Origin of the sequence: Lentzea tibetensis (genome assembly GCF_007845675.1) — a bacterium.
Lineage (GTDB): Bacteria > Actinomycetota > Actinomycetes > Mycobacteriales > Pseudonocardiaceae > Lentzea > Lentzea tibetensis.
The window spans coordinates 77883-100100 of sequence record NZ_VOBR01000026.1 but is presented as its reverse complement, the minus strand read 5'-3'; the positions used below and the strand labels follow the sequence as shown (position 1 = coordinate 100100).

26 protein-coding genes and 2 pseudogenes are annotated in these 22218 nt (G+C 69.1%); 9 read left to right on the top strand and 19 right to left on the bottom strand.

Annotated elements, in window-relative coordinates:
- The first annotated feature begins 28 nt into the window (after positions 1-28).
- From FKR81_RS32605 to FKR81_RS32590, 4 genes are all read left to right on the top strand, one after another.
- Positions 29-271 carry an AbrB/MazE/SpoVT family DNA-binding domain-containing protein gene (locus FKR81_RS32605; protein ID WP_146357936.1) on the top strand — a complete coding sequence of 81 codons (243 nt, stop codon included), beginning with the start codon at positions 29-31 and terminating at the stop codon, positions 269-271.
- Positions 264-680, top strand: a complete 417-nt coding sequence (locus FKR81_RS32600; protein WP_146357934.1) for a type II toxin-antitoxin system VapC family toxin — start codon at positions 264-266, stop codon at positions 678-680. The genes FKR81_RS32605 and FKR81_RS32600 overlap by 8 nt, the downstream gene beginning before the upstream one ends.
- Before the next feature lie 65 nt (positions 681-745).
- Entirely contained in the window at positions 746-1228 is a 483-nt protein-coding gene (locus tag FKR81_RS32595) for a MarR family winged helix-turn-helix transcriptional regulator (RefSeq protein WP_222598479.1), read from the top strand.
- 68 nt (positions 1229-1296) lie between these two features.
- Positions 1297-2730 (top strand): DHA2 family efflux MFS transporter permease subunit, encoded by a 1434-nt coding sequence (locus FKR81_RS32590; protein ID WP_146357932.1) that lies wholly within the window; start codon positions 1297-1299, stop codon positions 2728-2730.
- Here FKR81_RS32590 and FKR81_RS32585 read toward each other — a convergent pair.
- The gene (locus FKR81_RS32585; protein ID WP_235921885.1) at positions 2727-3368 is read right to left on the bottom strand and encodes a hypothetical protein; all 642 of its coding nucleotides are present in this window, start codon (positions 3366-3368) and stop codon (positions 2727-2729) included. The genes FKR81_RS32590 and FKR81_RS32585 overlap by 4 nt on opposite strands.
- Before the next feature lie 25 nt (positions 3369-3393).
- Between FKR81_RS32585 and FKR81_RS32580 the strand changes: the two genes are divergently transcribed.
- Positions 3394-3885, top strand: coding sequence for a cupin domain-containing protein (locus FKR81_RS32580; protein WP_146357928.1), 492 nt, complete (start codon positions 3394-3396; stop codon positions 3883-3885).
- On the opposite strand, the gene FKR81_RS32575 is transcribed toward FKR81_RS32580, so the two are convergent.
- Both FKR81_RS32575 and FKR81_RS32570 read right to left on the bottom strand, forming a co-directional pair.
- Positions 3886-4275, bottom strand: a complete 390-nt coding sequence (locus tag FKR81_RS32575) for a hypothetical protein (RefSeq protein WP_146357926.1) — start codon at positions 4273-4275, stop codon at positions 3886-3888.
- 4 nt (positions 4276-4279) lie between these two features.
- Entirely contained in the window at positions 4280-4783 is a 504-nt protein-coding gene (locus tag FKR81_RS32570) for a SigE family RNA polymerase sigma factor (RefSeq protein ID WP_146357998.1), read from the bottom strand.
- 83 nt (positions 4784-4866) lie between these two features.
- On the opposite strand from FKR81_RS32570, the gene FKR81_RS32565 reads away from it, so the two are divergent.
- Positions 4867-5211, top strand: coding sequence for a hypothetical protein (locus FKR81_RS32565; protein ID WP_146357924.1), 345 nt, complete (start codon positions 4867-4869; stop codon positions 5209-5211).
- A gap of 74 nt (positions 5212-5285) precedes the next feature.
- On the opposite strand, the gene FKR81_RS32560 is transcribed toward FKR81_RS32565, so the two are convergent.
- On the bottom strand, positions 5286-6500 hold the full coding sequence (locus FKR81_RS32560; RefSeq protein WP_146357922.1) for an RNA polymerase sigma factor: 1215 nt from the start codon (positions 6498-6500) through the stop codon (positions 5286-5288).
- Positions 6500-6915 (bottom strand): annotated as a pseudogene (locus FKR81_RS32555) (YciI family protein). The gene FKR81_RS32560 and the pseudogene FKR81_RS32555 overlap by 1 nt, the downstream one beginning before the upstream one ends.
- Positions 6916-7184: 269 nt before the next feature.
- On the opposite strand from FKR81_RS32555, the pseudogene FKR81_RS32550 reads away from it, so the two are divergent.
- Both FKR81_RS32550 and FKR81_RS32545 read left to right on the top strand, forming a co-directional pair.
- Positions 7185-7358, top strand: a pseudogene (locus tag FKR81_RS32550) (nucleoside-diphosphate kinase); the annotation flags it as partial.
- A gap of 108 nt (positions 7359-7466) precedes the next feature.
- Positions 7467-8894, top strand: a complete 1428-nt coding sequence (locus FKR81_RS32545; protein ID WP_186763304.1) for a recombinase family protein — start codon at positions 7467-7469, stop codon at positions 8892-8894.
- A gap of 373 nt (positions 8895-9267) precedes the next feature.
- Here FKR81_RS32545 and FKR81_RS45280 read toward each other — a convergent pair whose 3' ends face one another.
- The 10 genes from FKR81_RS45280 to FKR81_RS32490 form a co-directional block, all read right to left on the bottom strand.
- Entirely contained in the window at positions 9268-9678 is a 411-nt protein-coding gene (locus FKR81_RS45280; protein ID WP_235921884.1) for a DUF389 domain-containing protein, read from the bottom strand.
- Positions 9675-10406, bottom strand: a complete 732-nt coding sequence (locus FKR81_RS32535) for a peptidoglycan-binding domain-containing protein (RefSeq protein WP_146357916.1) — start codon at positions 10404-10406, stop codon at positions 9675-9677. Before FKR81_RS32535 ends, FKR81_RS45280 begins: the two co-directional genes overlap by 4 nt.
- 79 nt (positions 10407-10485) lie before the next feature.
- A complete protein-coding gene (locus tag FKR81_RS32530) occupies positions 10486-12693 on the bottom strand; it encodes a hypothetical protein (RefSeq protein ID WP_146357914.1) in 2208 nt (735 codons plus the stop codon).
- The gene (locus FKR81_RS32525) at positions 12680-13477 is read right to left on the bottom strand and encodes a hypothetical protein (RefSeq protein ID WP_146357912.1); all 798 of its coding nucleotides are present in this window, start codon (positions 13475-13477) and stop codon (positions 12680-12682) included. The genes FKR81_RS32530 and FKR81_RS32525 overlap by 14 nt, the downstream gene beginning before the upstream one ends.
- A 5-nt stretch (positions 13478-13482) precedes the next feature.
- Positions 13483-16374: a phage tail protein gene (locus FKR81_RS32520; RefSeq protein WP_146357910.1), complete on the bottom strand. Its 2892-nt coding sequence runs from the start codon at positions 16372-16374 to the stop codon at positions 13483-13485.
- Positions 16375-16823: 449 nt separating this feature from the next.
- Positions 16824-17099 (bottom strand): hypothetical protein, encoded by a 276-nt coding sequence (locus FKR81_RS32510; protein WP_186763303.1) that lies wholly within the window; start codon positions 17097-17099, stop codon positions 16824-16826.
- The gene (locus tag FKR81_RS32505) at positions 17096-17746 is read right to left on the bottom strand and encodes a phage tail tube protein (protein ID WP_146357908.1); all 651 of its coding nucleotides are present in this window, start codon (positions 17744-17746) and stop codon (positions 17096-17098) included. Before FKR81_RS32505 ends, FKR81_RS32510 begins: the two co-directional genes overlap by 4 nt.
- A 100-nt stretch (positions 17747-17846) precedes the next feature.
- A complete protein-coding gene (locus tag FKR81_RS32500; protein WP_146357906.1) occupies positions 17847-18272 on the bottom strand; it encodes a hypothetical protein in 426 nt (141 codons plus the stop codon).
- Positions 18269-18589, bottom strand: a complete 321-nt coding sequence (locus FKR81_RS32495; RefSeq protein WP_146357904.1) for a hypothetical protein — start codon at positions 18587-18589, stop codon at positions 18269-18271. The genes FKR81_RS32500 and FKR81_RS32495 overlap by 4 nt, the downstream gene beginning before the upstream one ends.
- A gap of 3 nt (positions 18590-18592) precedes the next feature.
- Complete coding sequence (locus FKR81_RS32490; RefSeq protein ID WP_146357902.1) at positions 18593-18850, bottom strand: hypothetical protein; 258 nt, start codon at positions 18848-18850, stop codon at positions 18593-18595.
- 149 nt (positions 18851-18999) lie between these two features.
- Here FKR81_RS32490 and FKR81_RS32485 point away from each other — a divergent pair, with 149 nt between their 5' ends.
- Positions 19000-19260, top strand: a complete 261-nt coding sequence (locus FKR81_RS32485; protein WP_146357900.1) for a hypothetical protein — start codon at positions 19000-19002, stop codon at positions 19258-19260.
- 510 nt (positions 19261-19770) lie between these two features.
- On the opposite strand, the gene FKR81_RS32480 is transcribed toward FKR81_RS32485, so the two are convergent.
- The 4 genes from FKR81_RS32480 to FKR81_RS32465 form a co-directional block, all read right to left on the bottom strand.
- Positions 19771-20103, bottom strand: coding sequence for a hypothetical protein (locus FKR81_RS32480; RefSeq protein ID WP_146357898.1), 333 nt, complete (start codon positions 20101-20103; stop codon positions 19771-19773).
- Between the two features lie 229 nt (positions 20104-20332).
- Positions 20333-20512, bottom strand: coding sequence for a hypothetical protein (locus tag FKR81_RS32475; protein ID WP_146357896.1), 180 nt, complete (start codon positions 20510-20512; stop codon positions 20333-20335).
- Positions 20509-21510, bottom strand: a complete 1002-nt coding sequence (locus FKR81_RS32470; RefSeq protein ID WP_146357894.1) for an SU10 major capsid protein — start codon at positions 21508-21510, stop codon at positions 20509-20511. The genes FKR81_RS32475 and FKR81_RS32470 overlap by 4 nt, the downstream gene beginning before the upstream one ends.
- A 32-nt stretch (positions 21511-21542) precedes the next feature.
- A complete protein-coding gene (locus FKR81_RS32465) occupies positions 21543-22145 on the bottom strand; it encodes a hypothetical protein (protein WP_146357892.1) in 603 nt (200 codons plus the stop codon).
- Positions 22146-22218: the final 73 nt, after the last annotated feature.

The following is a 22218-nucleotide window of genomic DNA, read 5'->3' as shown; positions in this document are numbered from 1 at the left end:
GAGTAATACCTGCCTTACTCTTACCGGCGTGAGAGTGACGACGAAAGGGCAGGTGACGATCCCGATCGAGGTGCGGGAGCAGATGGGCATCCGCCCTGGTGACGAGGTGCAGTTCCACTTCGACGTCGTCACGCACACCGCTCACCTCGTGAAGATCGAACCCAGCGCCATGACCCACGGCAGGCGGGTCGTGGAGCGGCTGCGCGGCTCCGGATCGGCGAACCTGGAGCTGAGCACGGACGAGATCATGGCGTTGATGCGCGGTGAATGAGCGCGTCGCCGGCACGCTGGTCGACACGTGCGTGCTGCTCGACGTGGTCACTCAGGACGAGAAGTGGTTCAGCAGGTCGGCGGCGGCGCTCGCGGCGGCCGCGGACGAGGGCCCGCTGGTGATCAACCAGATCATCTACGCGGAGGCCTCGGTGCGGTACGCCTCGATCGAGGAGTTCGACGAGCTGCTGGAGGACGTCGGCTTCGTGCGGTCGCCGTTCTCGTGGTCGGTGGCGTTCCTCGCGGGCAAGTGCCACGTCGAGTACCGCCGACGTGGTGGCGTGCGGACGTCACCACTGCCGGACTTCTTCATCGGGGCGCACGCGGCCACGATGAAGCTGCGCCTGCTGACCAGGGACGATGCTCGCTACCGCACCTACTTCCCCACGGTCGAGCTGATCGTTCCGTAGTCCAACGGGCTGATCGTTCCGTTTACAAATAGTTTCGTAGCGGACTAATCGGTACAGTGGCCGTCATGAGCACGCCGAAGTGCACCGACCTCATGATGCTGCTGCATCAGGCCGCCTACGTGCTGGAGACAGAGCTGACAGCCAAGCTCGCGGAAATCGGTATGACTCCGCGAGGGCGATGCGTACTGTCGAGCGCGGTGGACGCCGGTCGGACGCAGACCGAGCTCGCCGAGCTCTCCAACATGGACAAGACGACCATGGTCGTGACCATGGACGCGCTCGAAAAGGCCGGCCTGGCCGAGCGGAAGTTGTCGCCGACGGACCGGCGCGCGCGGATCATCGAGGTCACCGAAGCCGGTCGGGAGCTGCTGGCGCGAGCTGATCGCGTTGTGGCCGACGTCTACGAGGACGTACTGGGTTCGCTGCCCGAGGGGGAGCGAGAGGGACTGCTCGGTGCGTTGACCAGGCTGATCGAAGGTCGTTTGGGCGAGCCCGTCGAGTGCGACCGCCCGCCGAGGCGGAGGGCACTTCGGCAAGCGGTTGGTTAATAGATAGTCTCGTACAAAACTATCTGCTACGGTCTCACTTGGTACTCGACCACGACCATGGGGGACCGATGACGAAGATCGACTCGCGCTGGTACGCGCTGGTCGTGCTGTGCGCGGGAATGTTGATGATCGTCTTGGACCAGACGATCGTGAACGTGGCGCTGCCCGCGATCCAGACCGACCTCGAGTTCACGCCGGCCGGTCTGGCCTGGGTCGTGAACGCGTACCTGATCGCGTACGGCGGCCTGCTGCTGCTCGCCGGGCGGCTCGGCGACCTGATCGGGCACAAGCGCGTGTTCCTGATCGGTCTCACGGTGTTCACGCTGGCCTCACTGCTGTGCGGCATCTCGTTCAGTCCCGCGATGCTCATCGCGTCACGGTTCATCCAGGGCGCCGGTGGCGCGATGTCGACCGCCGTGACCCTGGGCATGATCTTCACGATGTTCCCGAAGCAGGAGGAACAGCGCAGGGCGATCGGCATCTTCAGCTTCGTCGCCGCCGCGGGCGCGTCGATCGGACTGCTGCTCGGTGGCGTGCTGACGCAGGCGATCAGCTGGCACTGGATCTTCTTCGTGAACGTCCCGATCGGCGTGGTCGCGGTGATCGCCGCCATCAAGCTCGTGCCCGACAGCGACGGACTCGGCCTCACCGAAGGCGCGGACGTGCTCGGCGCCGGCCTGATCGTGTCGTCGGTGATGCTCGGCGTCTACACGATCGTCAAGGCGGAGGAGCACGGCTGGGTCTCCGCGCACACGCTGGGACTCGGCGCGGTCGCCGTCGCGCTGCTCGTGGCGTTCGTCGTGCGGCAGCGCAAGGCGGCCAAGCCGCTGCTCCCGTTGCGGGTCTTCAAGTCCCGCAACGTGACCGGCTCGAACATCGTGCAGATCCTGATGGTCGCGGGCATGTTCGGCATGTTCTTCCTCGGCACGCTCTACATGCAGAAGGTGCTGCAGTACGACGCACTGCAGATCGGCCTCGCGTTCCTGCCGGTCGCGGTGACGATCGGTGCGTTCTCGTTCAGCCTCGCGGCCAAGCTGAACACGCGGTTCGGCGAGCGCAACATGCTGGTCACCGGCATGCTGCTCGCGCTGGCCGGGTTGCTGTGGTTCACCCAGGCGCCGGTCGACGGCACCTACCTGGTGAACCTGCTGCCGGTGATGCTGCTGCTCGGCGTCGGCATGGGCCTGTGCTTCCCGGCGCTGATGACGCTGGTCATGTCCGGCGCGACGGCGGACGACGCCGGTCTCGCCGGCGGCCTGGCGCAGACCACCGCGCAGGTGGGTGGCGCGCTGGGCCTCGCGGTGCTGGTGACGACGTCGACGTCGCGCACGGTGTCGCAGGTCGCGGCGGGCGTCCCGACGGCGGAGGCGCTGCTGTCCGGCTTCCACCTGGCGTTCTGGATCAGCTCGGCGCTGGTCGCGATCGCACTGGTGCTGGCCGTCACGGTCATCCGCCCGGTCGAGGTGCGGGCCGACGACCCCCAGCCGGTGCTCGTGCACTAGTGGTCGGCGAGCTCCGTCCGTGAACGGACGTCCTCGGCGCGCAGGATCCTGAACTCGTGATCCCGCGCGTCGAGGACCTTCAGGAAGCCGGGGCTGGTCTCCATCACGTAGTACTCGCCGGTGCCGTCGGAGATCTCGATGCGCTCCAACGGCACCCACGGCGTCGCGACGACCGCGGCCACGACCAGTGCCGCGCCCGCGATCAGCCAGGTGAACCAGCGCAGCACGAACCGCACGGGTGCGCGTTTGACGAACAACAACACGGCCCCGAGCCCGATCGCGCCGACCGGAACCCACCAGCGGTGGTAGGTCAGCGTGTGCGACACGATCATCGCGAGCAGCACCACGAGCGCCAGCAGGGTGCCCGCGCGGGCACGGCCGGGATCGTTGCGGGTGTTGAAGTAGAAGAACAGCGTGAGCGGCGTGAGGATCATCAGCAGCGCGCTGCTGATCCGCGAGTCCGCCATGAACGTGCCGAGGAACAGGCCGGGGGCGTCGTCCAGCTCCAGCGTGTGCAGCAACGCGAACGCGACGTGCCAGTCGTAGTGCGCCACCGCGAGCAGGCGCAGGAGCACGAAGAGGACAGCCGCGACGGTCAGTGCGGAACCGGCGTGCGTTGGGGCATGCTCGTTGCTCACGGGCAGAACTATGGCAGGGGGAACCATGTCCTATCCGGAACCCGTGTACCTCGGCGACGGTGGCGAGGTCACCGCGACCTTCCGGCCGGTGCACCACGAACCGGAGCTCCGCACCGTCTCCGGCGTCGAAACCCACTACCTGGCGACGGGAAAGTCGACGAACGGCCACTTCGGTCTGTACCGCTGGGACACCGGTCCGCAGCCGACCGGTCCGAAACCGCACTTCCACCGGTCGATCACCGAGTCGTTCTTCGTGATCTCCGGGACCATGCGCCTCTACAACGGGACCAAGTGGATCGACGGCAAAGCGGGCGACTTCCTGTTCGTTCCGGAAGGCGGGATCCACGCGTTCCGCAACGAGTCCGGCGAGCCGGTGTCGATGCTCATCCTCTTCACGCCGGGTGCACCCCGTGAGGGCTACTTCGAAGGCCTCGCCGAGATCGGCGCCACCGGCCGCAAGCCGTCCGACGAGGAGATGATGGAGTTCTACCTCCGCCACGACACGTTCTGGACCTGATCAGAACGTCGCGGGGATGCTCGTCGGCGGCTGCTGCGGAGCGGTCGTGTTCGGCGCCGGGTGGCTGCCCGGTGGCGTGCCGGACGGCACGACCTGGGACGAGTTGGGCGCAGGGGGCGCCGTGGGCGTGGGCGGCACCGTGAACGAGGACGAGGGCGTGGGCGGGTCCGCGGGCAGCACCGGCTCGGGGGCGGGTGCGCTGGGGAGCAGCAACAGCGCCGCGACCACGGCGGCCGCGGTGGCGAGACCCGTGCCGATGACCGCCCAGGTGCGGTGAGCACGGCGTTGCCGGCCGCCCTCGCGGATGATGTCGGCGGCCTCGAAGGGACGGGCGGGCGTCCCCTTGGCGTGCAGGGCGTCGAACGTCGCCCTCAGGTCGTCCTCGCGCACCACGTCACACCTCCATCCGCAGCTCGCCGAACTCCGGTCCCAGCTTGCGTCGCAACGCCGCGAGACCGCGGCTGGCCTGGCTCTTCACGTTGCCCGTCGAGCACCCGAGCGCCTGCGCGGTCTCCTCGACGCTCAGATCGTTCCAGTACCGCAGCACGAGCACCGCACGCTGCTTCGCTGGCACGCCGCTCAGTGCCTGCCACACGACCAGCCGCTCCTCGCTGAACGCGTGACCGTCCGGCACCTCGGGCAGGTCGTCGGTCAGCTTCTCCCTGCGCCAGCGGACTTTCCGGCGTTCGGCGAGGAACGTGCGCACCACGATCTGGCGCAGGTAGGCGCCGAGGCCGTCTCGCCGGGCCAGCTTCGGCCCGGCGAGGTACAGCTTCAGGAACGCCGCCTGCACCACGTCCTCCGCCTCGTGCCAGTTGCCGCACAACAAGAACGCGGTGAAGCGCATCGAGTCGGCGCACCGGTCGAAGTGGTCGGTGAACTCGGCGTTCCAGGTCAGGTCGGTCACGCGGGAAAGGTCTCTCCGATTACTTCGTGGTCGGCGGCGCCGGTGCCGGGTACGAGGTCGGAGGATACGGAGGCGTGTTGGGGATCGGCGGTGTCGTCTCCGGGGCCGTCGCCGGCACGCTTGGTTTCGTCGAGGGGTCCTGCGTCGGGACCGGCGTCGAAGGCGCCGTTGCCGGTGCCGACGACGAAGGCTCACCCGGCGCGGTCGTGTTCGGGCGAGGCGGGACCGACGACGAAGGCTCGCCCGGTGCGGTCGTGTTCGGCGCCGGGGGCGCGGAGGTGGTCGGCGGTGCTGGTGCCGGGTCGCCTCCGCCCGCGAAGGCGGGTACGACGGCGGCGATCAGCCCACCCACCACGACGGCTCCGGCGGCCACTGCGAGACGCTTGCGCACTGCTGCTCCTCTCGGGGACGTCCGGTGACGCCCTCACCCCTCTCCATGCGGTTGGCCGCAGGGACGGTTGCACGCAGTTTTCGCGCGGCCGAACTGGCGAAGTCAGCTCAGCGCGGCCGCCTTGCGCAGCAGGACTGATCGTTCGCGCTGGTTGGTGCACAGCCGGGCCGCCAACTCCAGCTCGGCGCGCGCCTCCGGGCGCCTGCCGAGGCGGGCCAGCAGCTCCCCGCGCACGGTCGGAACCAGATGCGAGCCGGCGAGCCGGTCCGAGGCGATCAGCTCGTCCACGATCGCGAGGGCCTGCACCGGACCCGAGGCCATGGCCACGGCAACGGCCCGGTTGAGCTCGACCACCGGCGAGGGCGCGACCCGGCCGAGCGCCTCGTAGAGCAGCACGATCCGGTCCCAGTCGGTCGCCTCGACCGAAGGCGCTGACGCGTGGGCGGCGGCGATCGCGGCCTGCAGGCCGTAGGGGCCGAGGCCGCGGGTCGACGCCCTGGTCAGCGCGGCCAGCCCTCGGCGGATCGCCGAGAAGTCCCACAGCCGCCGGTCCTGGTCCTCGAGCAGGATCGGCGTGCCGTCCTGGCTGGTCCTGGCCGGGAAGCGCGCGGCCGTCAGCTCGCACAACGCGAGCAGGCCGTGCACCTCCGGCTCGTCCGGCTGCAGCGCGGCCAGCGTGCGGGCCAGCCTGATCGCCTCGTACGCGACGTCGGGGCGCAGCAGCCGGTCGCCCGACGTGGCCGTCGACCCCTCGGTGAAGATCACGTAGAGGACGCTGAGCACGCCGCCCAGCCGTTCCCCGCGCTCGCCGGCCGGCGGCAGCTCGAACGGCACCCCGGCCGCCGCGATCGTCTTCTTGCCCCTGGTGATGCGGGCCTGCACGGTCGGCACGGACACCAGGAACGCGCGGGCGATCTCCTCGCTGGAGAGGCCGCCGACGACGCGCAGGGTCAGCGCCACCTGCGCCTCGCGGGAGAGCACCGGGTGGCAGCTGACGAACATCAGCGCCAGGACGTCGTCGTCGATCCTGTCGGGGTCGACTTCCTGGTCGACGGCGGGGTCGGCCGCCAGCAGGGCGTAGCGGTCCTTGAGTGCGGCCCGGCGGCGGATCGCGTCGATCGCCCGCCGCCGGGCCGTGGCCATCAGCCAGCCGGACGGATTCGCCGGAGAGGCGAGCGGCCACGACACCAGCGCCTCGGCCACCGCCTCCTGGGCCGCGTCCTCAGCCAGCCCGAAGTCGCCGGTGAACCGGGTCAGCGCGGCGACGATCCGCGCCGACTCGATCCGCCAGACGGCCTCGACATCGGCCGTGTCCATCAGAGCCGGCCGTTGCTCTCGCGCCCGGCCCGGTCCTCGACGATCACGCGTCGACCTGCGGGACCTCGTCGCTCTCCGGCACCCGCCGGACCTCGATCTTGGACCCAGGGGCTGCCGGGACCCGCTTGGCCCACTCGACCGCCTCCTGCTTCGAGGCGACGTCGAGCATGAAGAAGCCACCGAACAGTTCCTTGGTCTCGCCGTACGGCCCGTCCGTGACCACCGGGGTCTCGCCGCTGAAGTCGACCACGACGCCCTTGCCGGGATCGTCGAGCCCTTCCGCCGCGAGGAGAACACCGGCCTTGACCGTCTCCTCGATGAACTGGCGGGTCGTGACCATCATCTCCTCGATGTTGGCCATCATGGCCGCGTTCGACTCGTCGGTGCCTCGCATGATCAGCAGGTACTTCGACATCGCGTTCTCCTCGTTCGGCGGGCCGCCTCTCGGCTCGCGCACCCTCAGGTCGAACGAGCGACCCGCGGATCGACACGGCCCCGGAGAAATCTTCTGCCGCCGCGACGCAGCCGATCGTCGCACCTTCGGAACCCTGACAGCCATCTCCGGTCCCGAGCAGCTACGACCGGGTTCATCGCTGACCGGTCAGGCCCATCGCTACTCTGTGCGGCATACCCGTGGAACGACGGGGCCTCCGTTATCCCCGCAAGAAGGAGTACGTGACCGTCGTGTCTGAGCGCACCCTGGTTCTGGTCAAGCCCGATGGCGTCAGCCGTGGCCTGGTCGGTGAGGTGATCGCCCGCATCGAGCGCAAGGGCCTGACCCTGGCCGCGCTCGAGCTGCGCACCGTCGACCGCGCGACCGCCGAGCAGCACTACGCCGAGCACGACGGCAATCCTTTCTGCTGACTTAGGTTCTGCTGCACAAGCCGGTTGACCTGCTGAAACAGGTTACTGGAAGCCTATTGGTGAAGTAGGTTGTGCAGTATGGGGAGAATGGCTAGGGCTCGAATGCTTCGAGCCATCACTGAGGGGAATCCACTTCGCGCGCTGGTCTACGCGCGAGCCTCCGCTGACAAGGAAAAGTCAGTCGAGGATCAGGCTGATGAATGCCTCGAATTCTGCGAGGAAGAGCAATTCGAGGTCATCAAGGTACTTCGCGAGAATGAGCGGAGCGCATCGCGCTACGCAACGAAGGAACGACCGGAGTTCAAGAAGGTCCTCGCAGCGATGAGGGCGGGACAGGTCGACGTCCTGGTCACGTGGGAGAACAGCCGAGCTCACCGCGATCTTGCGGTCTACGTCGAGCTTCGCCAGATCTGCGAGGAGTTCAACGTCCTGTGGGCCTACGGCGGTGAGGTCTACGACATGCACGATCCGGCAGACCGCCAGGCGACAGCCCAGGACGCGGTCCGCTCGGAGTCGGAGTCGGATGGCATCTCCACGCGCGTCGCGCGCGGTGTCCGGCGTCGCGCCAAGAAGGGGCTGTGGCACGGGGCGTTGCAGTACGGCTACAAGCGGGAGTACGACCCAGACACCGGAACTGTCCTGCGACAGGTTGTCGATCCGGTGACCAGTGCGGTGGTTCGCCAGATTGTGGACCGCCTGCTTGCAGGGGACTCCGTGACGTCGATCGTCAACGATCTCAACGAACGAGGAGTGCCCTGCCCGCGACGGGGCATCTGGGGCGCCAGCAAGATCCGACACCTCGCCCTGAACAAGGTGGTCGCAGGCAAGCGCGTGCACAAGGGGGAGGTCATTGGCGACGGACAGTGGCCCGCGATCGTGACGCCAACGGAGCACGCGGCCTTGACTGCGTTGCTAACGCACCCGTCGCGCAGGACAAACAAGGACGGCACGCGCGTCAAGCACCTGCTGTCCGGCATCGCGACGTGCGGACAGTGCGGGTCACCGGTCGGCCGCATCCGAGCCGACGGGTTCGAGGCCTACGCGTGTCGTAAGAACCGGCATGTCGTGCGCCTGCAGACGCGGGTAGACGCGTTCGTGCAAGAGGCCCTGCTTACCGCGCTGGAGGACCCGGCGTCGGCGGACCTATTCCAAGTCGATCAACAGGACGATGTCGCGTCTGCGCTTGACGAGGCCAAGGAGCTGCGCGCACGCCTGGAGTCATTCTACAGGCAGGCTGCCCTGGGGAAGCTCAGCGAGACCGGGCTCGCGGCGATCGAAGCCGAGTTGCTGCCCTTGGTGCAGAAGGCCGAGGAGAAGCTTGAGCAGGCTTCGGTGCCTGCGGTTCTGGCGGGAATGGTCGGCCCGAATGCGCGGCAGGTGTGGGCAGCCCTGACGCTCGTGCAAAGGCGCGCCGCCATCCGTGCAGTGATGCAGCCACGGATCATGCCTGTAGGGCGAGGCGGACATGTGAAGGGACTGCTGGGCGTCGAGCCGAACTTCTTCGGACGGCCGGAGGCTGTCGCAAGCTAACGCACTGATGGGGCATGGATGTCGCGTCCATGCCCCATCAGCGTCTCAGCTGCTCGTCGTGCTGGCGAGCTCGATCACAGCAAGACGGAAGATGTCGCGAAGGCGGTCCTTCTGAGCGGCGGAGGGTCGGAATCGTCGGCCTGCGGCCCTTGCTGCTTCCAGATCAGCCTCCGAGAGCACCGACCTGGGGTTTTGCACGCGGTTGGTCACACGGTCTCCTTGGCGATCGAGTCACGAAGGGTTCGCCACTCGGCCAAGCCAAGGGCGGTCCGGTTGTTGGTGGTTTGCCGTAGCGCCGCAGGTCCGAGTTCTGCGTGATCATGCGTTCGGGCTTGCGCCTGGGGTTGCGGGGCGTGAGATGGGTCCCTTCTGGTTAGTCGGTGTCGAGCGGCACGAGCGGGCGGCCTGCGTCGTCGCGCGGGTCGAAGGTCGGGGTGACCTTGCGCTCGCCGACGAGGGCGACGCCGAACGCGCCGAGCAGCGCGAGGACCGCGGTTGCGACACCGCTGACGGCGTCGCCCTGGCCGCTGGTGAGCAGGCCGGAGCCGACGAGGCCGGCGACCAGGGCGGTGATCAGGCCGACCCAGGAGGCGGCGGTGCGCAGCGGGCGGGGACGGGTTTCGAGCAAGGGGTGTTTCTCCTTGGTGGGTTGGGTGTCATCGTGGCGTTCGAGCCACAGGACGAAGGCGCGGCTTGCTTTGAGCAGCAGCCACAGCAGTAGTGCGGCGGACATGACGAGCGAGCCGCCCGGTTCGATGCCGGGCGGCTCGTCGTGAGGTGTCATCCGCGGAGCAGGATGGGCCAGTCGTCGGACCAGACCTCGCCGTAGCGGGTGGTGCCGGGCATGTGTGCCCGCTGCCATGCGGCGACGGAGTCGGCGGTGGGCTGTTCGTAGAGGCCGTCGGCCCAGCGTGGATCGGTGGGGGCGAATCCCTTGCGCTGCAACGCCTGCTGGATCAGTTTGACCCACTTGCGTTCGCCCTCGTAGAAGCCGCCGTGGCTCTGTTCGGGGCCGCTGATCAGGCCGAAGTAGTGGTCCTGGGGCAGCGGCCACGCCGGGACGTTCGGCGGCCGAGACGGGTCCGGGTTCGGCGCGCCGCCGAGCATCGGGATGTTCCACGGCCGGGTGTCGTCGCTGGCCGGGGAGGCCACGACGGACAGGTGGACGTGCGAGCGGTGCGGATTGCTGCCCGTGTAGGGCATCCACTTCCACGGGTTGAACTGCGGTCGCGAGTCGAGGATGAGGCCGTTGGCGATGATGTACTTGATCCTCGGATCACGAGACGCCGCGAGCTCGTCGGTGAAGCGGTCGATGTCGAATCCGGCGCCGGGGTCGTGGGTCCAGTCGGCGGCGGTGACGATGCCGGGGCCGTACCAGGGGTTGTGGTCGCTGTCGGTGTTCTGGTGGTTGGAATCACCGATGTAGCCGTCGCTGACCCGGTTGCGTCCGGGGAAGCGACGGTCGATCTGGTCTCGCAGCGTCAGCAGCGAGTTGGCAACACGCCACGCCAATGCGGGGTACCTCTTTCTCTTGGAGGGTATCGAAAAACGGCCGTCACCCGATGGGTGGCGGCCGTTCGTGTGTGGGATGTCAGGGCGTGCGGATTCCTTCGCGCAGCAGCACGGCGCGTGCGGTGGGGTCGAGTGGTGGGTCAGGTGACAGGCCTGCGTCGACGGGTGGGCCGGGGCTGGTGGTGGCGCGCAGGGTGAGGACTTGGCGGATGCGGCCGGTGTCGTCGCCGCTGGTCTTGTTGCCGACGATCCATGCTGGTGTGGACAGCGCTGCCCCGACGGTATCGACGACGAGCACGAGGTCGCCGAGCTGCAATCGTGGGTCGGGCAGGATCTCGACGTCGCCGAGGATGGGCAGCGGTGCGGCGGCCACGGCGAGCAGGTAGTCCGCGACGCGTTCAGCGGCGCTCTGGCTTTGCAGCCACGGCGTGGCGGGGACTTGGTAGACCTGGGAGCCGTATCGGTCGCGGCTGGTCTGGTGGTAGCGGCGGAGGGAGAACCGTTGTGGGCTACCGGATGCGAGCTTGATCGAGGCGATGGACACCGACGGCGTGCCGGTCGAGGTGACGAGGAACAGGTCGTTGCCGGTGCGGTTGCGGAAGGTGATGATCATCTGGTCGCCGTCGCGTTCGGTGGTGGACTCCACCGCGCCGTGCACGCCGTTGCCGCCGTTGGACTGGAACGAGAACCGCACGCGGCTGGTGTTCGCGGGCGGGGTGGCGACGTAGACGATCGGCGGCGGGCTGTCGTACTCCGAGGTGTCGTAGTCGTAGCTCAGCTTCAGCGTGCCGAACGGTGGAATCCATTGCAGCTCGGTGTCGGTGAACCGGGTGCTGGATGGCCCCGCCGTGTAGGTGGAGTACGGGACGTCGATGACGTTGCGCACGGAGTCGATCGCCTCGGAGACCCGCAGGCTGGCGATCTCGCGTGCGCTGGTAACGCTCGCGATCGCGAGGCCAGGGGCGGTGAACCGGCGGTTGCTGCGCCAGCGGAACACGCCGAGTTCGTCGAACTCGGCGGTGGCCTGTTCGGCGCGGGCGACGGAGGTGATCACCTCCCATGCGGAGCCTTGGGTGGGTGGGATCGCGAGCAGTTGTGACCCGACGTCGTCGAGCACCGCGCCGCGCTGCCAGGGCGGTTCGAAGGTCGTCTTGTCGGTGGGCGCGTTGTCCAGTGCGGATACCTGCACGGCTTCGACCGGCAGGCCGCTGACCAGTTCGATGTAGTTGAGCTGGGTCGCGGGCATGGTCGGGAAGTTGCCCAGGTCCTCGACGAGGAACGGGTCGGGGGCGTTGGGGCCGGAGAGGAAGAAGAAGCCACGGGGTACGCCGTTGAACTGGAAGACCCAGTACACCGCGCAGTGCCACCGGCCGCGCGCGAACAGCCTGTTGAGGGTGAGGGTCTTGTTGGTGTTGTCGGTGCCGAGCTTCACCGTGTCGTCGGCGAAGTTCACGATGAACCGGACGTCGTTGGTCGCGCCGTCGGCCTGGAAGAACATGGTGAGCTTGACCGAGCCCCCGGCCGAGCCGAGGTCGGTGTTGTCTACCCAGAACTCGGCGAGCAGCGGGCGGCCGGGCACGGTGGTGCGGGTGCGTGGGTCCCAGCGCGCCGTGTACGGAGCGAAGCCAGCGGAGGGGGCGATCTCCCACGGGGCGCGGTCGCGGCGGTAGTCCATGAAGTTGCTGATGTGGTCGCGGTAGAACCCGATATCGGGGGTGAGGCCGCCGTGCATGGAGGCGTAGAGGATGCAGCCCGGCCGGGGTGGTGGCGCGGTGTGGATGCCCGCGTCGCGCAGCAGGTGATCCACGATCCACACCCCGGAGCTGATCGGCGTCGCCCCGGTGGTCACCGCGGCCGGGAGGCGCGCGGCGTCGCGCAGGCGTTCGGCTCCGTCGAGCGCGGACAACGCGAGGGTCCCGGCGCCGCTGTCGGCGACCCGGTCGCGGACCGACCCGCGGAACGACGGGAGTGCGTCGTCGGCGACGCCCCAGCTGTGCAGGGCGGACTGTCGGGGTCGGGCGATGTCGGCGCTGTTGTGCGGGGCGTAGGGGCTGTAGAGCTGTGCTGCGGTCTGGGCGTTGGTGCCGGACAGCGTGATGCGCAGTTCGGCGGAGGCGGAGCCGTTGATCGCGCGCATCGGCGTGGGCAGGTCGGTGTCGTAGGCGCGATCGAGCGACCAGGCGGTGACCTGGCTGGTGACGTCCTTGCCGCCGAGCCGGGTCAGGGTGGTGTTCTGGCGTTCGGGCTCGTTGAGGGCGGCGATGAGTTCGGGGTCAGCCTGTTGCACTGCGCACCTCCGCCAGGCTCACCGTCATGTCGCGGTGGCCGAACCGCGGCTTGTCGCTGTAGGAGGTCACGGTCATCGCGGGGCAGCCCTCGCCGATCGGCACAGCACCGGGCAGCACGGGGGTGTCGAGGCTGAGCCACGCCGCGCCGAGCTGGACGGGGTTGGCGAGTGCTTGGAGCTGCACGGCGGGGCGCACGTAGATCGTGTTCGGCGGCGGCAGCTCGAACACGACGGGCGCGGCGGCCGACGACCCGAGGGGCAGCCCGGCCGCGTTGAGATAGTCCAGTACGCACAGGCCGGCGCTCGGGGCCAGGCTGGACGTGAACCCGACGCGCAGCCCAGGCGTGACGGGCCAGCCGGGAAACTGCGGGTGCCGCCACCGCAACGTCGACCCCGACGCGGTGCCGGTGACCGCGACCGTGCGGGAACTCGACTGCGTGAGCTGCCCACTGCCGATGAGCTGATACCCAGACAGCGGTCCCGCGCCTTGCGACTGCGCGGCGTCGAGCACGTTGGCGATGCCGGGTTCCAGCACCGCGAGCGACACCGGCCCGAACACCCGGCGCGCCAGCGCGTCCAGCCACCGCGCCTCTGCCTCGCGCAGGCCGGTGAAGGCCAGGGTGAGGCGGCGCGGCGGGGTGGCCAGGCTGGTCGTGGTGATGCCGCCCGCGAGCGAGCGGAACTCGGTGACGCCGATGTCGGCGGTGCGGTCGTAGTCGGTGGCCGCGTCGAGCAGCACGCGGAGCCGACCGGGCGGCCCGATCCACAGCGAGGTCACCGGCATGGGGGTCACCTCCGCGACAACACCTGGGTTCCCTCGGCGGTGGCGCGGGCGATCTCGGTCGCGCCGACCTGCACCACGACCGGGCGGGCGGCGAGTTCCCGCACCGCGTCCACCAGCGCCGCCACGTCCTCGGACGTGGTTGACCGGACACCTTGGGACGTAGATGGGTTGAACCGGTGTGGCACAACGGAATCCGGTTGGACCGCACTGGCAGGAGCGACGAGCGCGGGGAGACGGCCGATCAAGTCCGTGAGGTAGCGGCGCACGGCCGGTTCCTCGGACTCGAACCCGTCCACGAGCGAGCGCATGATGAGCACACCGTTGGCGTGCAACAGCTTCGCGTCCCGTGTGGGCGGGCCTTTCCAGTCGGGCAGCAGGTCGGTCAGCTCGGACAGCTTCGAGCGGACGGAGCCGATCATGGACTCGATCCCGCGCAGCAGGCCGCGGATCACATTCTTGCCCGCCTCCAGCAGCAGCGATCCGAGATCGCCGAGCGCGCCGAGCATCTGCCCCGGCAGGCCGCCGAGGAACCCGAGCAGCGACCGGACGCCGAGTTCGACGCCGGAGCGGACGAACGACCAGGCACCCGACACGGCCTCGCGCAGTCCGGACCAGGCGCGGTCCCAGTTGCCGGTGATCGCGCCGAGCGCGAAGTTGATCACGCCTTGGACGATCCGCAGCGCACCCGATACGACGTCGACGACGTTGCGGAAGACCGGGCGGACGACCTCGTCCAGCCAGTACCGCAGGACCGGGATGACGTGATCGGTGAAGATCGCGGCGAGCTTGAGCAGCCCGGCATTCCACACGGTCATGATCTGGATCGCTTGCAGCACAACGGGAAGCAGCTCGACCAGCAGCGGGATCAGCGACGGCAGCAGCTCGGCGACGAGCTGGAGCAGCAGCGGCGTCATCGGCAGCAGGCCTTCGGCCCAGAACCGCACCAGCGCCTCGACCAGCGGCGGCAACAGTGGCAGCAGCCCGGTCAAAGCGGTCGCCAGCGTCTGGCCGAGCAACTGTCCAATCTGGACAAGCTGCGGCGTTGCAGCGGCGAGCCCGGTGGACAGAGCCTCGGCCAGCGCCCGCACAGCCTCCACGAGAACCGGGAGCACCGGGCGGGCCGCCTCCCACGCGGTCAGCAGGACATCGGTCCAGACCCCGGCGAGCTGCGCGATCAGCGGCAGCACCGCAGCGATCGCTTCGAGCAGCGCGCCACCCAACTCGGCCGCGATCGGCACCAGCGCGCCGAGCAGTTCGACCAGGGCCGGTGTCGCTGTCCGGACGGCCTGCACGAGCAGGCGGCCGATCTGGACGACCAGCGGCGCGGCGGCGCGGGCCAGCTCGATCAGCTCGGGGGTCAGCTCGCGGATCGTGTCCGCGAGCGCGCCGCCGACGAGCTCGGCGACGAGCTGGCCCACGACCGGCGCGAGCTCAGCGACCATGCCGGACACCGCGCCGAGCGCGGGAACAAGCAGTGCAGCGAGTGCGTGCGCGGCGACCCCGGCCAGCGGAGCGAGCGCGGCGAGGATCTTGGCCGCTGGCTCGGCCCCGGCGGCGAGCAGCGCGAAGGCCTGCCCGACGACAGGACCGAGCTGGCCGATCGCGGGGACGACGTCGGCGGCGACAGCGCGGCCGATCGCGCCGAGCAGGGTGAGCAGCCCGGCCCCAGCGGCGCTGAGTCCGGTGAAGAACTGTTGCAGCGCGACGGTTCCCTCCGTCGAGCGGAGGAACGCCAGCACCGATCCGGTCAGCGCGGACAGCGTCTGGAGCAGTCCCGCGCCGTGGGTGTTCGCGGCCTGCAAGACCGTGAACACGATCCCGGCGACGTTGCCCAAGGTGGTGAAGAAGTCGCTGAGCGCGGACAGCCCGGCCGACAGCCACTCCCGCAGTTGCCCGGTCTCACGGGCGTGGCTGATGAACTCGGCGAACGACGTTGCGGCGTCAGCGAATCCGGACGCGAAGCCGGGAAGGAAGTCCGAGCCGACGGCGGCGATGTCTCGCAGAGCGCGCAGCAGCGGCGCCGCACCGCCCGACAGTGCGCGGACGGACTGGCCGGTGTTGTCCAGGATCAGCCGGACGTCATCGACCGTGCGGCCCTCGCGGGCGAACAGCGCGACCTCGTGCGCGGCGTGGTTGAAGCCTCCGGCGACGTCAGCCAGGCCGTGCCGCAGCACCGGCAGGTAGGTGCCGCCCAGGCGCGTGACCTCGCCGCCGAGCGCGGCGAACAACCGGGACTGGACATCGAGCTGAAGACCGTCGAGTTGCGGTCGCAACGCGCGGACAGCGTCGGTGGTTTCCCGCATCGCGGGCGGGAACTTCTCGACGGCCTTGGCGTAGTCGGTGGTGGTCTCGGCCTTCAGCGCGTCGGACAGGCCGTCGACCCCGAGGCGCAGGGTGTTGAGCGCGGCGGCGGCGGCGATGCCGACCGCGGGCAGCACGAGCAGCGACCCGGACGCGGTGGCCGCCGCCGCGCCGAGGCCCCCGGTCAGGCTGATCGCCTGCGCGAGGACCCCGGCGAACGCGGCGTACTTCAAGGTGGCCGCGCCCACGGTCGCCGTGTGACGGGTGATCTCCCCGGTGGTGCGGGTGACCGCGTGGTCGAGCTGCGCGAGCCCGCGCAGGCTGCCGGTGAACGACTTGTCCAGCACGACGCCGATGCGCACGACGTGCTTGTTCAGCCGCTCCCGCAGCGCGGCGGCCTCACGCTCGGCCGGAGCGGCGTCGAGCTTGGCCAGGAGCTGGATCGCGGTCTGGTCGCCCTCAGCCGCGAGCGCGCGGAGCTGCGCGCGGACCAGGGCGGTCTGGATCTGCGCGCCCAACGAGATGTCCGGTGCGCCGCGCTCGGCCTCGTTGATCGCCTCGCGGACGTGACGTCCGAGCCCTTGCAGGCTGGGCATGAGCTTGAGGTAGGCGTGGCCGACGGTGGTCAGGGGCGATCACGCCCCTCGCATCCACAGCGCGATCTCGCGCATGGACTTGGTTTCCGGCTCCGGCTCACCTCCTCGGGGTGAAGCCGAGGAAGGCGCAGACGTAGTAGCGGCGAGGTCGAGCGGTCCAGCGAGGTCGGCGTCCGTCAGCTTCTGCCCCAACGCGGTGGCGACCGTCGCCCACAACAAGGTGGTGCGGCGCTCCAGCGCGACCAGCAGCAGATCCGAGCGAGGCCAGCCGGCGTCTTGACCCAGGCTGCGCCAGACCGCTGCGTCGTCTGGGAGGTTGGCGACCAGGGCGCAGACGCGGCGGTAGGTCAGGGTGCCCCGGTAGAGGTCGAGCAGGTCGACCCCGTACCGGAGCAGATCGGTTTCGAGGGCGTGGGCGGTGGTGTCGTCCGCGAGCAGGCGGGCGACGGTTACCGGTTTCCCCGCCCCAACTCCCGCATGATCGCCTTGCTGAAGTCCTCGGCGTCGCCGGTGGTCTTGGCCTCGGCGCGGAAGGTGTCGTACTGAGTGTCACCGAGGATCAGCCGCAGCGCGGTCAGCGTCCGGCCCTGTTCCTCGGCCTCGATCGCGTCCAGCGGGTAGTCCTCGGGCGCGGGCAGCTTGTAGCGCTTGCCGCGCCACATCACCGCGGCCGTGGGCGCGGGCGCGGACTGGCCGGTTGCCTCGCGGCGCTGGCGGTTGCTCAAGGCGTCTTCTCCTTCGGTGCGTCGGTGTCAGCGGTGTCAGCGGTGAGCGCGGTGGCGGCGGGGACGGCGAGCAGGACGGCGGGGTCGTTGGTCAGCCAGACCGCGAGGGTGGTTCCGGACGCGGGCGACAGGGCCGCGAAGGTGAGGCCCCAACGGGCTTCCTGGGTGCGGGTCCACTGCGAGTCGGCGGTCTCGGAGACCTCGACGCGGGGGATGTAGAGGCGGTGGTTGTACACCTGGGTCGCGCTGATCTGGTCGACCCAGTCCACGCACAGAGCGCGCTCGTCGCCCCTGGGGACAGCGGAGATCTCGGCGCGGTACTTCTTCGAGCCGGTCGCGGTCTCACTGAAGACCATGCCGCCGAAGTACGCACCGAGCACGACACCACGCGTCTCCTGAAAGACGCTGGCGACGGTGAGTTCCTGGCTGGTGTAGATGTAGCGGGCGGGCGTGAGCTGCTGCCAGTGCGTGGTGCCGGACTTCTCGACAGCACGCCGGATGGTCACGCCGTCCTCTGTGGACAGGCCGAGTCCGGCCCAGAGGGCGGGCAGCGCGGTGGTGGCGTCGGGTGGTTCGGGTGTGCCGGGCGGGGCGAGGGAGAGTTCCCCGGTGCCGGGGACTCGGACGAGGGTGGGGTGCAGAGCCAAGCTGCGAGGCCTCCTGAAGGCGCGGGAGGGCCGCGCTCAGGAGGGGGGTTCTCGTGTTGGGATCCGGAGGCGGCGGCCTCCGGGTACGGACGGGAACAGGTCAGGGTCGTGCGGGTGTACGGACGTGGACGGCGACCGTGGCGGTCGCGAGCGGCCGGGTGGTGTGCGGATCGGGTGCAGCGATCGGGCCGGTGATCGGGTCGGCGGAGATCAGCCCGCGCACACCGCGCAGGTTGCACAGCACCGCGAGGGCCAGGCCGACCGCGGCTTTGGCGTCGTGTTCGGTGCGGTGCCAGCAGGTCAGCCGGATCACCACGCGCTGAATGGCGGGCCAGGTCCAGGTGTGGCCGTCCTCGGTGAGCCGCAGCCACGGCAGCGACGGCGGCCCGCCTTCCGTGCCATGCCCAGTCTCGCTGGCCACTCGTACATCCTTGAGCACTGGTTCGGGCCGGTCGGCGAGCAGCGGGCGCAGCAGGGACAGCACGAGTTCGAGGACGTCGATCGGAACCGGGAGCGGGGCGTTCATGTCACCTCGGGTGGTGGGTCGAGGCCGTTGACCTCCAGGCCGGTGGCTTCGGCGGCGCGGGTGAGCACGCCGTACTTGGCCTCCATCCCGGTCCCTGCAGGGTGTCGCACGGCGACGGTGAACCCGGACCGATCGGGTGCCGGATCGTCCAGGACTTCGATCGGTAGCGGGTCGCCGTTGGCGACGCGGCGGCCCTGTGTGCGGGCGAGCGTGGCGATGGTCTCGGCCAGCTCCTTGACGTGCTCGGCCAGCTCCGGTGAGCGCAGCAGCTCGTTGACGCCGTCGCGGTCGACGCGGAACCCGTGGATGGACGACACGGTTCAGCCCTCCACTTCGATCAGCCGCACCCAGTAGCGGGCGCGGCCCGGCCGGGGCTCCCACGCTTCGGGCTCGCCGTCGACCCGGTACGGCCGGGCCTTCCACTCGACGCGTTCGCGGGCGCCGACCGGAGAGAAGGTGAACAGCCGCCACGTCGTGATGACCGGCTGACGGCCGGGCTCGACAGGCTCGTCCGACGTGACCGGCTGCATGTAGCCCCGGATCTCGCGCCGGGGCGAGTCCGGGCCGTACTCGAGCAATGGTGTCGGGTTGCCGTAGGGGTCGGGCGCCTCGGTCGGGGTTACGACGGTAAGACGGTGCGGCAGTTGCAGGCGAACCTCCTTCGGTAACTGGGGCGAATCAGCGGGCGATACATCCACACCAGGCGCAGTCGGGGGAGGGAGCCGGGATGGCGGAAGGGAACCTGACGGGCGCCTGTGCGCAGATGACGCTCGGTCTGTCGGTGCTCGCGCTGCTGTCGGCCGGGGTGGTCAACGTGGTGCTCGCGGTCACCGAGTGGGTCCTGTGGCCGCTCGTTCCCGGTGTGGGCTGGCCGGTGGTCGCCGCCCTGGTGGTCGGGCTGGCGTCGGCGGCTACACCGTCCAGATCGAGAATGCTCCCCGCGGAACTGTTGCCGGGGGCCGCAGCAACTCCAGCTCGTCACGGGTGAAGTACAACCCGCCCCCCTCGTGGGCGAGAGTGCGCGCGTGCCCGCCGATCGCCTCGTTCTTCAGCCCCTCGGGCGGCGTGGCTAGCGCGCGAAGGACCACCGCGCTCACCACCCCGACCGCCGTAGCGGGCGCCGGGACGGGCATCGTCGGAACGAGGCTGCGAGCCATCGCCGAGGCATCCGCGCACAGGATCGTGACGCGGGCGCGGTCGGCCGGCGTGAACTGCTGCTCAGTACGAGCCTGGACATCGTCAGCAGTCGCTAGCGGGACAGGGGTTGACACGCTAACCCCCCCCGCGACCTCGACCACGCGCACTACTTGGCTCAGTCTGGGACACCGATCGCTGTGTCGGCCCAGTGATGCGCCGTGATGTATGGAAAAGCCCGCCTCGGGTAGAGATCGCCGAAGGTAGGTAAGCCGAGCCAGTGCTCGATCTGGCCGGATTATGGCTCGGAGTTCCGCTTACCGGGCGTGCTCGCGGTCCGAAGCGGACAGGGGTACGTCATTTACTAAGGACGTGGTTCGGCGGGAGGTGTCTGTTCGTTTCCGAGTGCCGGTGCAGGTGATATCACTGGCGGGGCCGGGCTCGGTTCGACGGGCGGGGGAGCCGGGTTGCCCGCGCCTCTCGCCGAAAGCACGACATCCAGAAAGGACTGCGCGAGCTTGCCCGGAAGCTGCACCACGGCCGTCAGCGCGCCCACGACCAGCTCGCACAGCGCGTGGATTACGAGCTGCCGGTCTTTCGCGCCATCAATACCCCGAAGAACGATCATGAGCAGTGGGCAGAGTCCGATCAGGACTGCCATAACGATGGCGCAGACGCCGGCGACGATTGAGAGCACGCGCGCAGTCTTGTAGATACAAGTCGCCCAATCAAAGGCGAACGCTAGCAGCTATCTGACTCAAACATCTAGATGTTCACTGAAGTGGCCTAGCCCTCCCGTTACAACATTCACTCGTTTGCCGTAGCGTTTATAGCGATGACCTGCGCTTTCTATTTGTCCGAATTTAGCTATGTGTTCTTGGTCACATTGTTTCGTGGGCTGGTCTGGCATGTCCCGCGCGAAACCGCTAGGTCTGCGCGGTGTCCTTCGGCGGTCGCCCGCCTGCGGCGCGCACGCCGAGTTCGGCGGGCAGGCCGCGCAACGCCTCGGCCGTGGCTTTGTCAACTACCTCGGTCTCGCCGTCGATGAACGTGACGCCGAGGTCGTGGACGACGAGCTGCTTGTAGATCGTGCTGACGAACTTCACGCGCCACCTCCGGCCGGTGCGGTGGTGGTCAGGCCGGTCACCTTGCCGTGGGCGATCTCCGGCCCGTACTCCAGCGAGATTTCGCCGTAGATCTGCGCCTTGTCCGTGGAACCGGTGCGCGCCAACGGTTCCGAGAACAGGAAGCCTTTACCCGGCGTCTCCAGCAGCACTGGGGCGCACTGGTCGAGGCTGACGACCTGGACGGTGTCGGCGGGCATGTACCGGTTGAGCATGATCGACAGGCGGCCGAAGTCGGTCTCGATGGTGGTGACGGCGACGCCGCCGACGTTGCGGGTCTCCTCGCGGTAGTTCTTCTTGGTCACGAACTCGTTGGTGAGCGCCCGCTTCTGAGCCGCGCCGCACATCAGCGTGGCGGTCTCGGAGACCTGGATGCCGCCGGACTCCCACACCTTCTGGAGGAGATCGAGCACCATCGCCTCGGTGAGCGGCTTCGCGGTGGCGTTGGTGATGACGTTGGTCTTGGTCGCCTCCAGGATGCCGCGCGTCTTGCGCACCGTGGACTCGGTGCTCGGTTCCTGGAACTTGCCGACGAGGAACGTGAGCTCGACGTCACGGGCGATCTGGGTGAGTGCCTGGCGGGTCTGCCAGTCCATCTCGTTCGCCACGGCGTTCGTCGCGCCGCCGAGGGCTTGTGCGTTGGGGTGTGCGGAGCCGGTGGCGGCGAACATCTGCTGGGTGGCTTGGCGGGTGTAGGTGATGCCGACGGTTTCCTGGTGGATCTCCAGGACGTTGCGGTCCTGGCCCCGGACACGGGTCTCCGCGCTGGGGGCGTCCGCGCCTTCGAGGCGCTGTCGGTTCGGGTCCGGCGGGCGCAGGTCGTACACCGACCACGTGTGCACGATCCCGTTCGCGCGCTTGCCACCGGTCAAACCGCCGATGGCGGACAGGAACGGTGTGTCGGTCGGGGTGAGGGCGAAGAGCTCGCCGACGAAGTTCGGGCTGTTGTAGGTGTTCGCGATAGCGGCTACACCAGGCAAAGAATCTCCTTACGTGTCAAGTGAAGTGGCGGTCAGGGCTGCTCACGTGCCTGCTCGGAGAGTCGCTGGTTCTTCAAGCTGATGGCCGTGGCCCAGTCGCCGCGGGCTTCGGCCTCGCGGATCTGCTCGGTGATGCCGGACGGTCCGTTCGGCCGCTGGCCTTGCGAGGGGTCCGGCGCCGGGCGGCGTGGCCCGTCTGCTCTCGCGAGGTGTGGGCGCTGCGTGAGGACTGCGGTGAGGTCGGCGGCGATGGTGGCGGTGTCGATCACGCCGCCTTCGCCGATGTAGCGGTCCCGGTCATCGAGGTAGAGCGGGGCGTCGGTCGGGTCGGCCCAGCCGGTTGCGGCGGCGCGGATCTCTGCGTCCACGGCAGTGCGGCGCAGCCCGACGAGCTGCTGTTCGGCAGCGGTCGCGCGGGCGGTGGCGCGCTCGGCCTCGGTCTGCTGCGCGGCCTCGATCTCGTCCAGCCGCTTGGCCTTCTCGCGGTGCTCGCGTGCGGTGTTAACTGCCCTGGTCAGCTTCTGCTGCGACTGCTCGTAGAGCGCCTTGTAATCCAGGGTGGAGGGTGAGTCGGCGGTCTGTTCGACCAGCTCCGTGGTCGGGGATGCGACGGTTAATTCGTCGGTCGAGGACAAGTTGGCGTCGCCGCTGGTAGACGTGGTGGTCAGGTTTTCGGGCAGGACGAAACCCCCTTTCGGGTGGTATGGC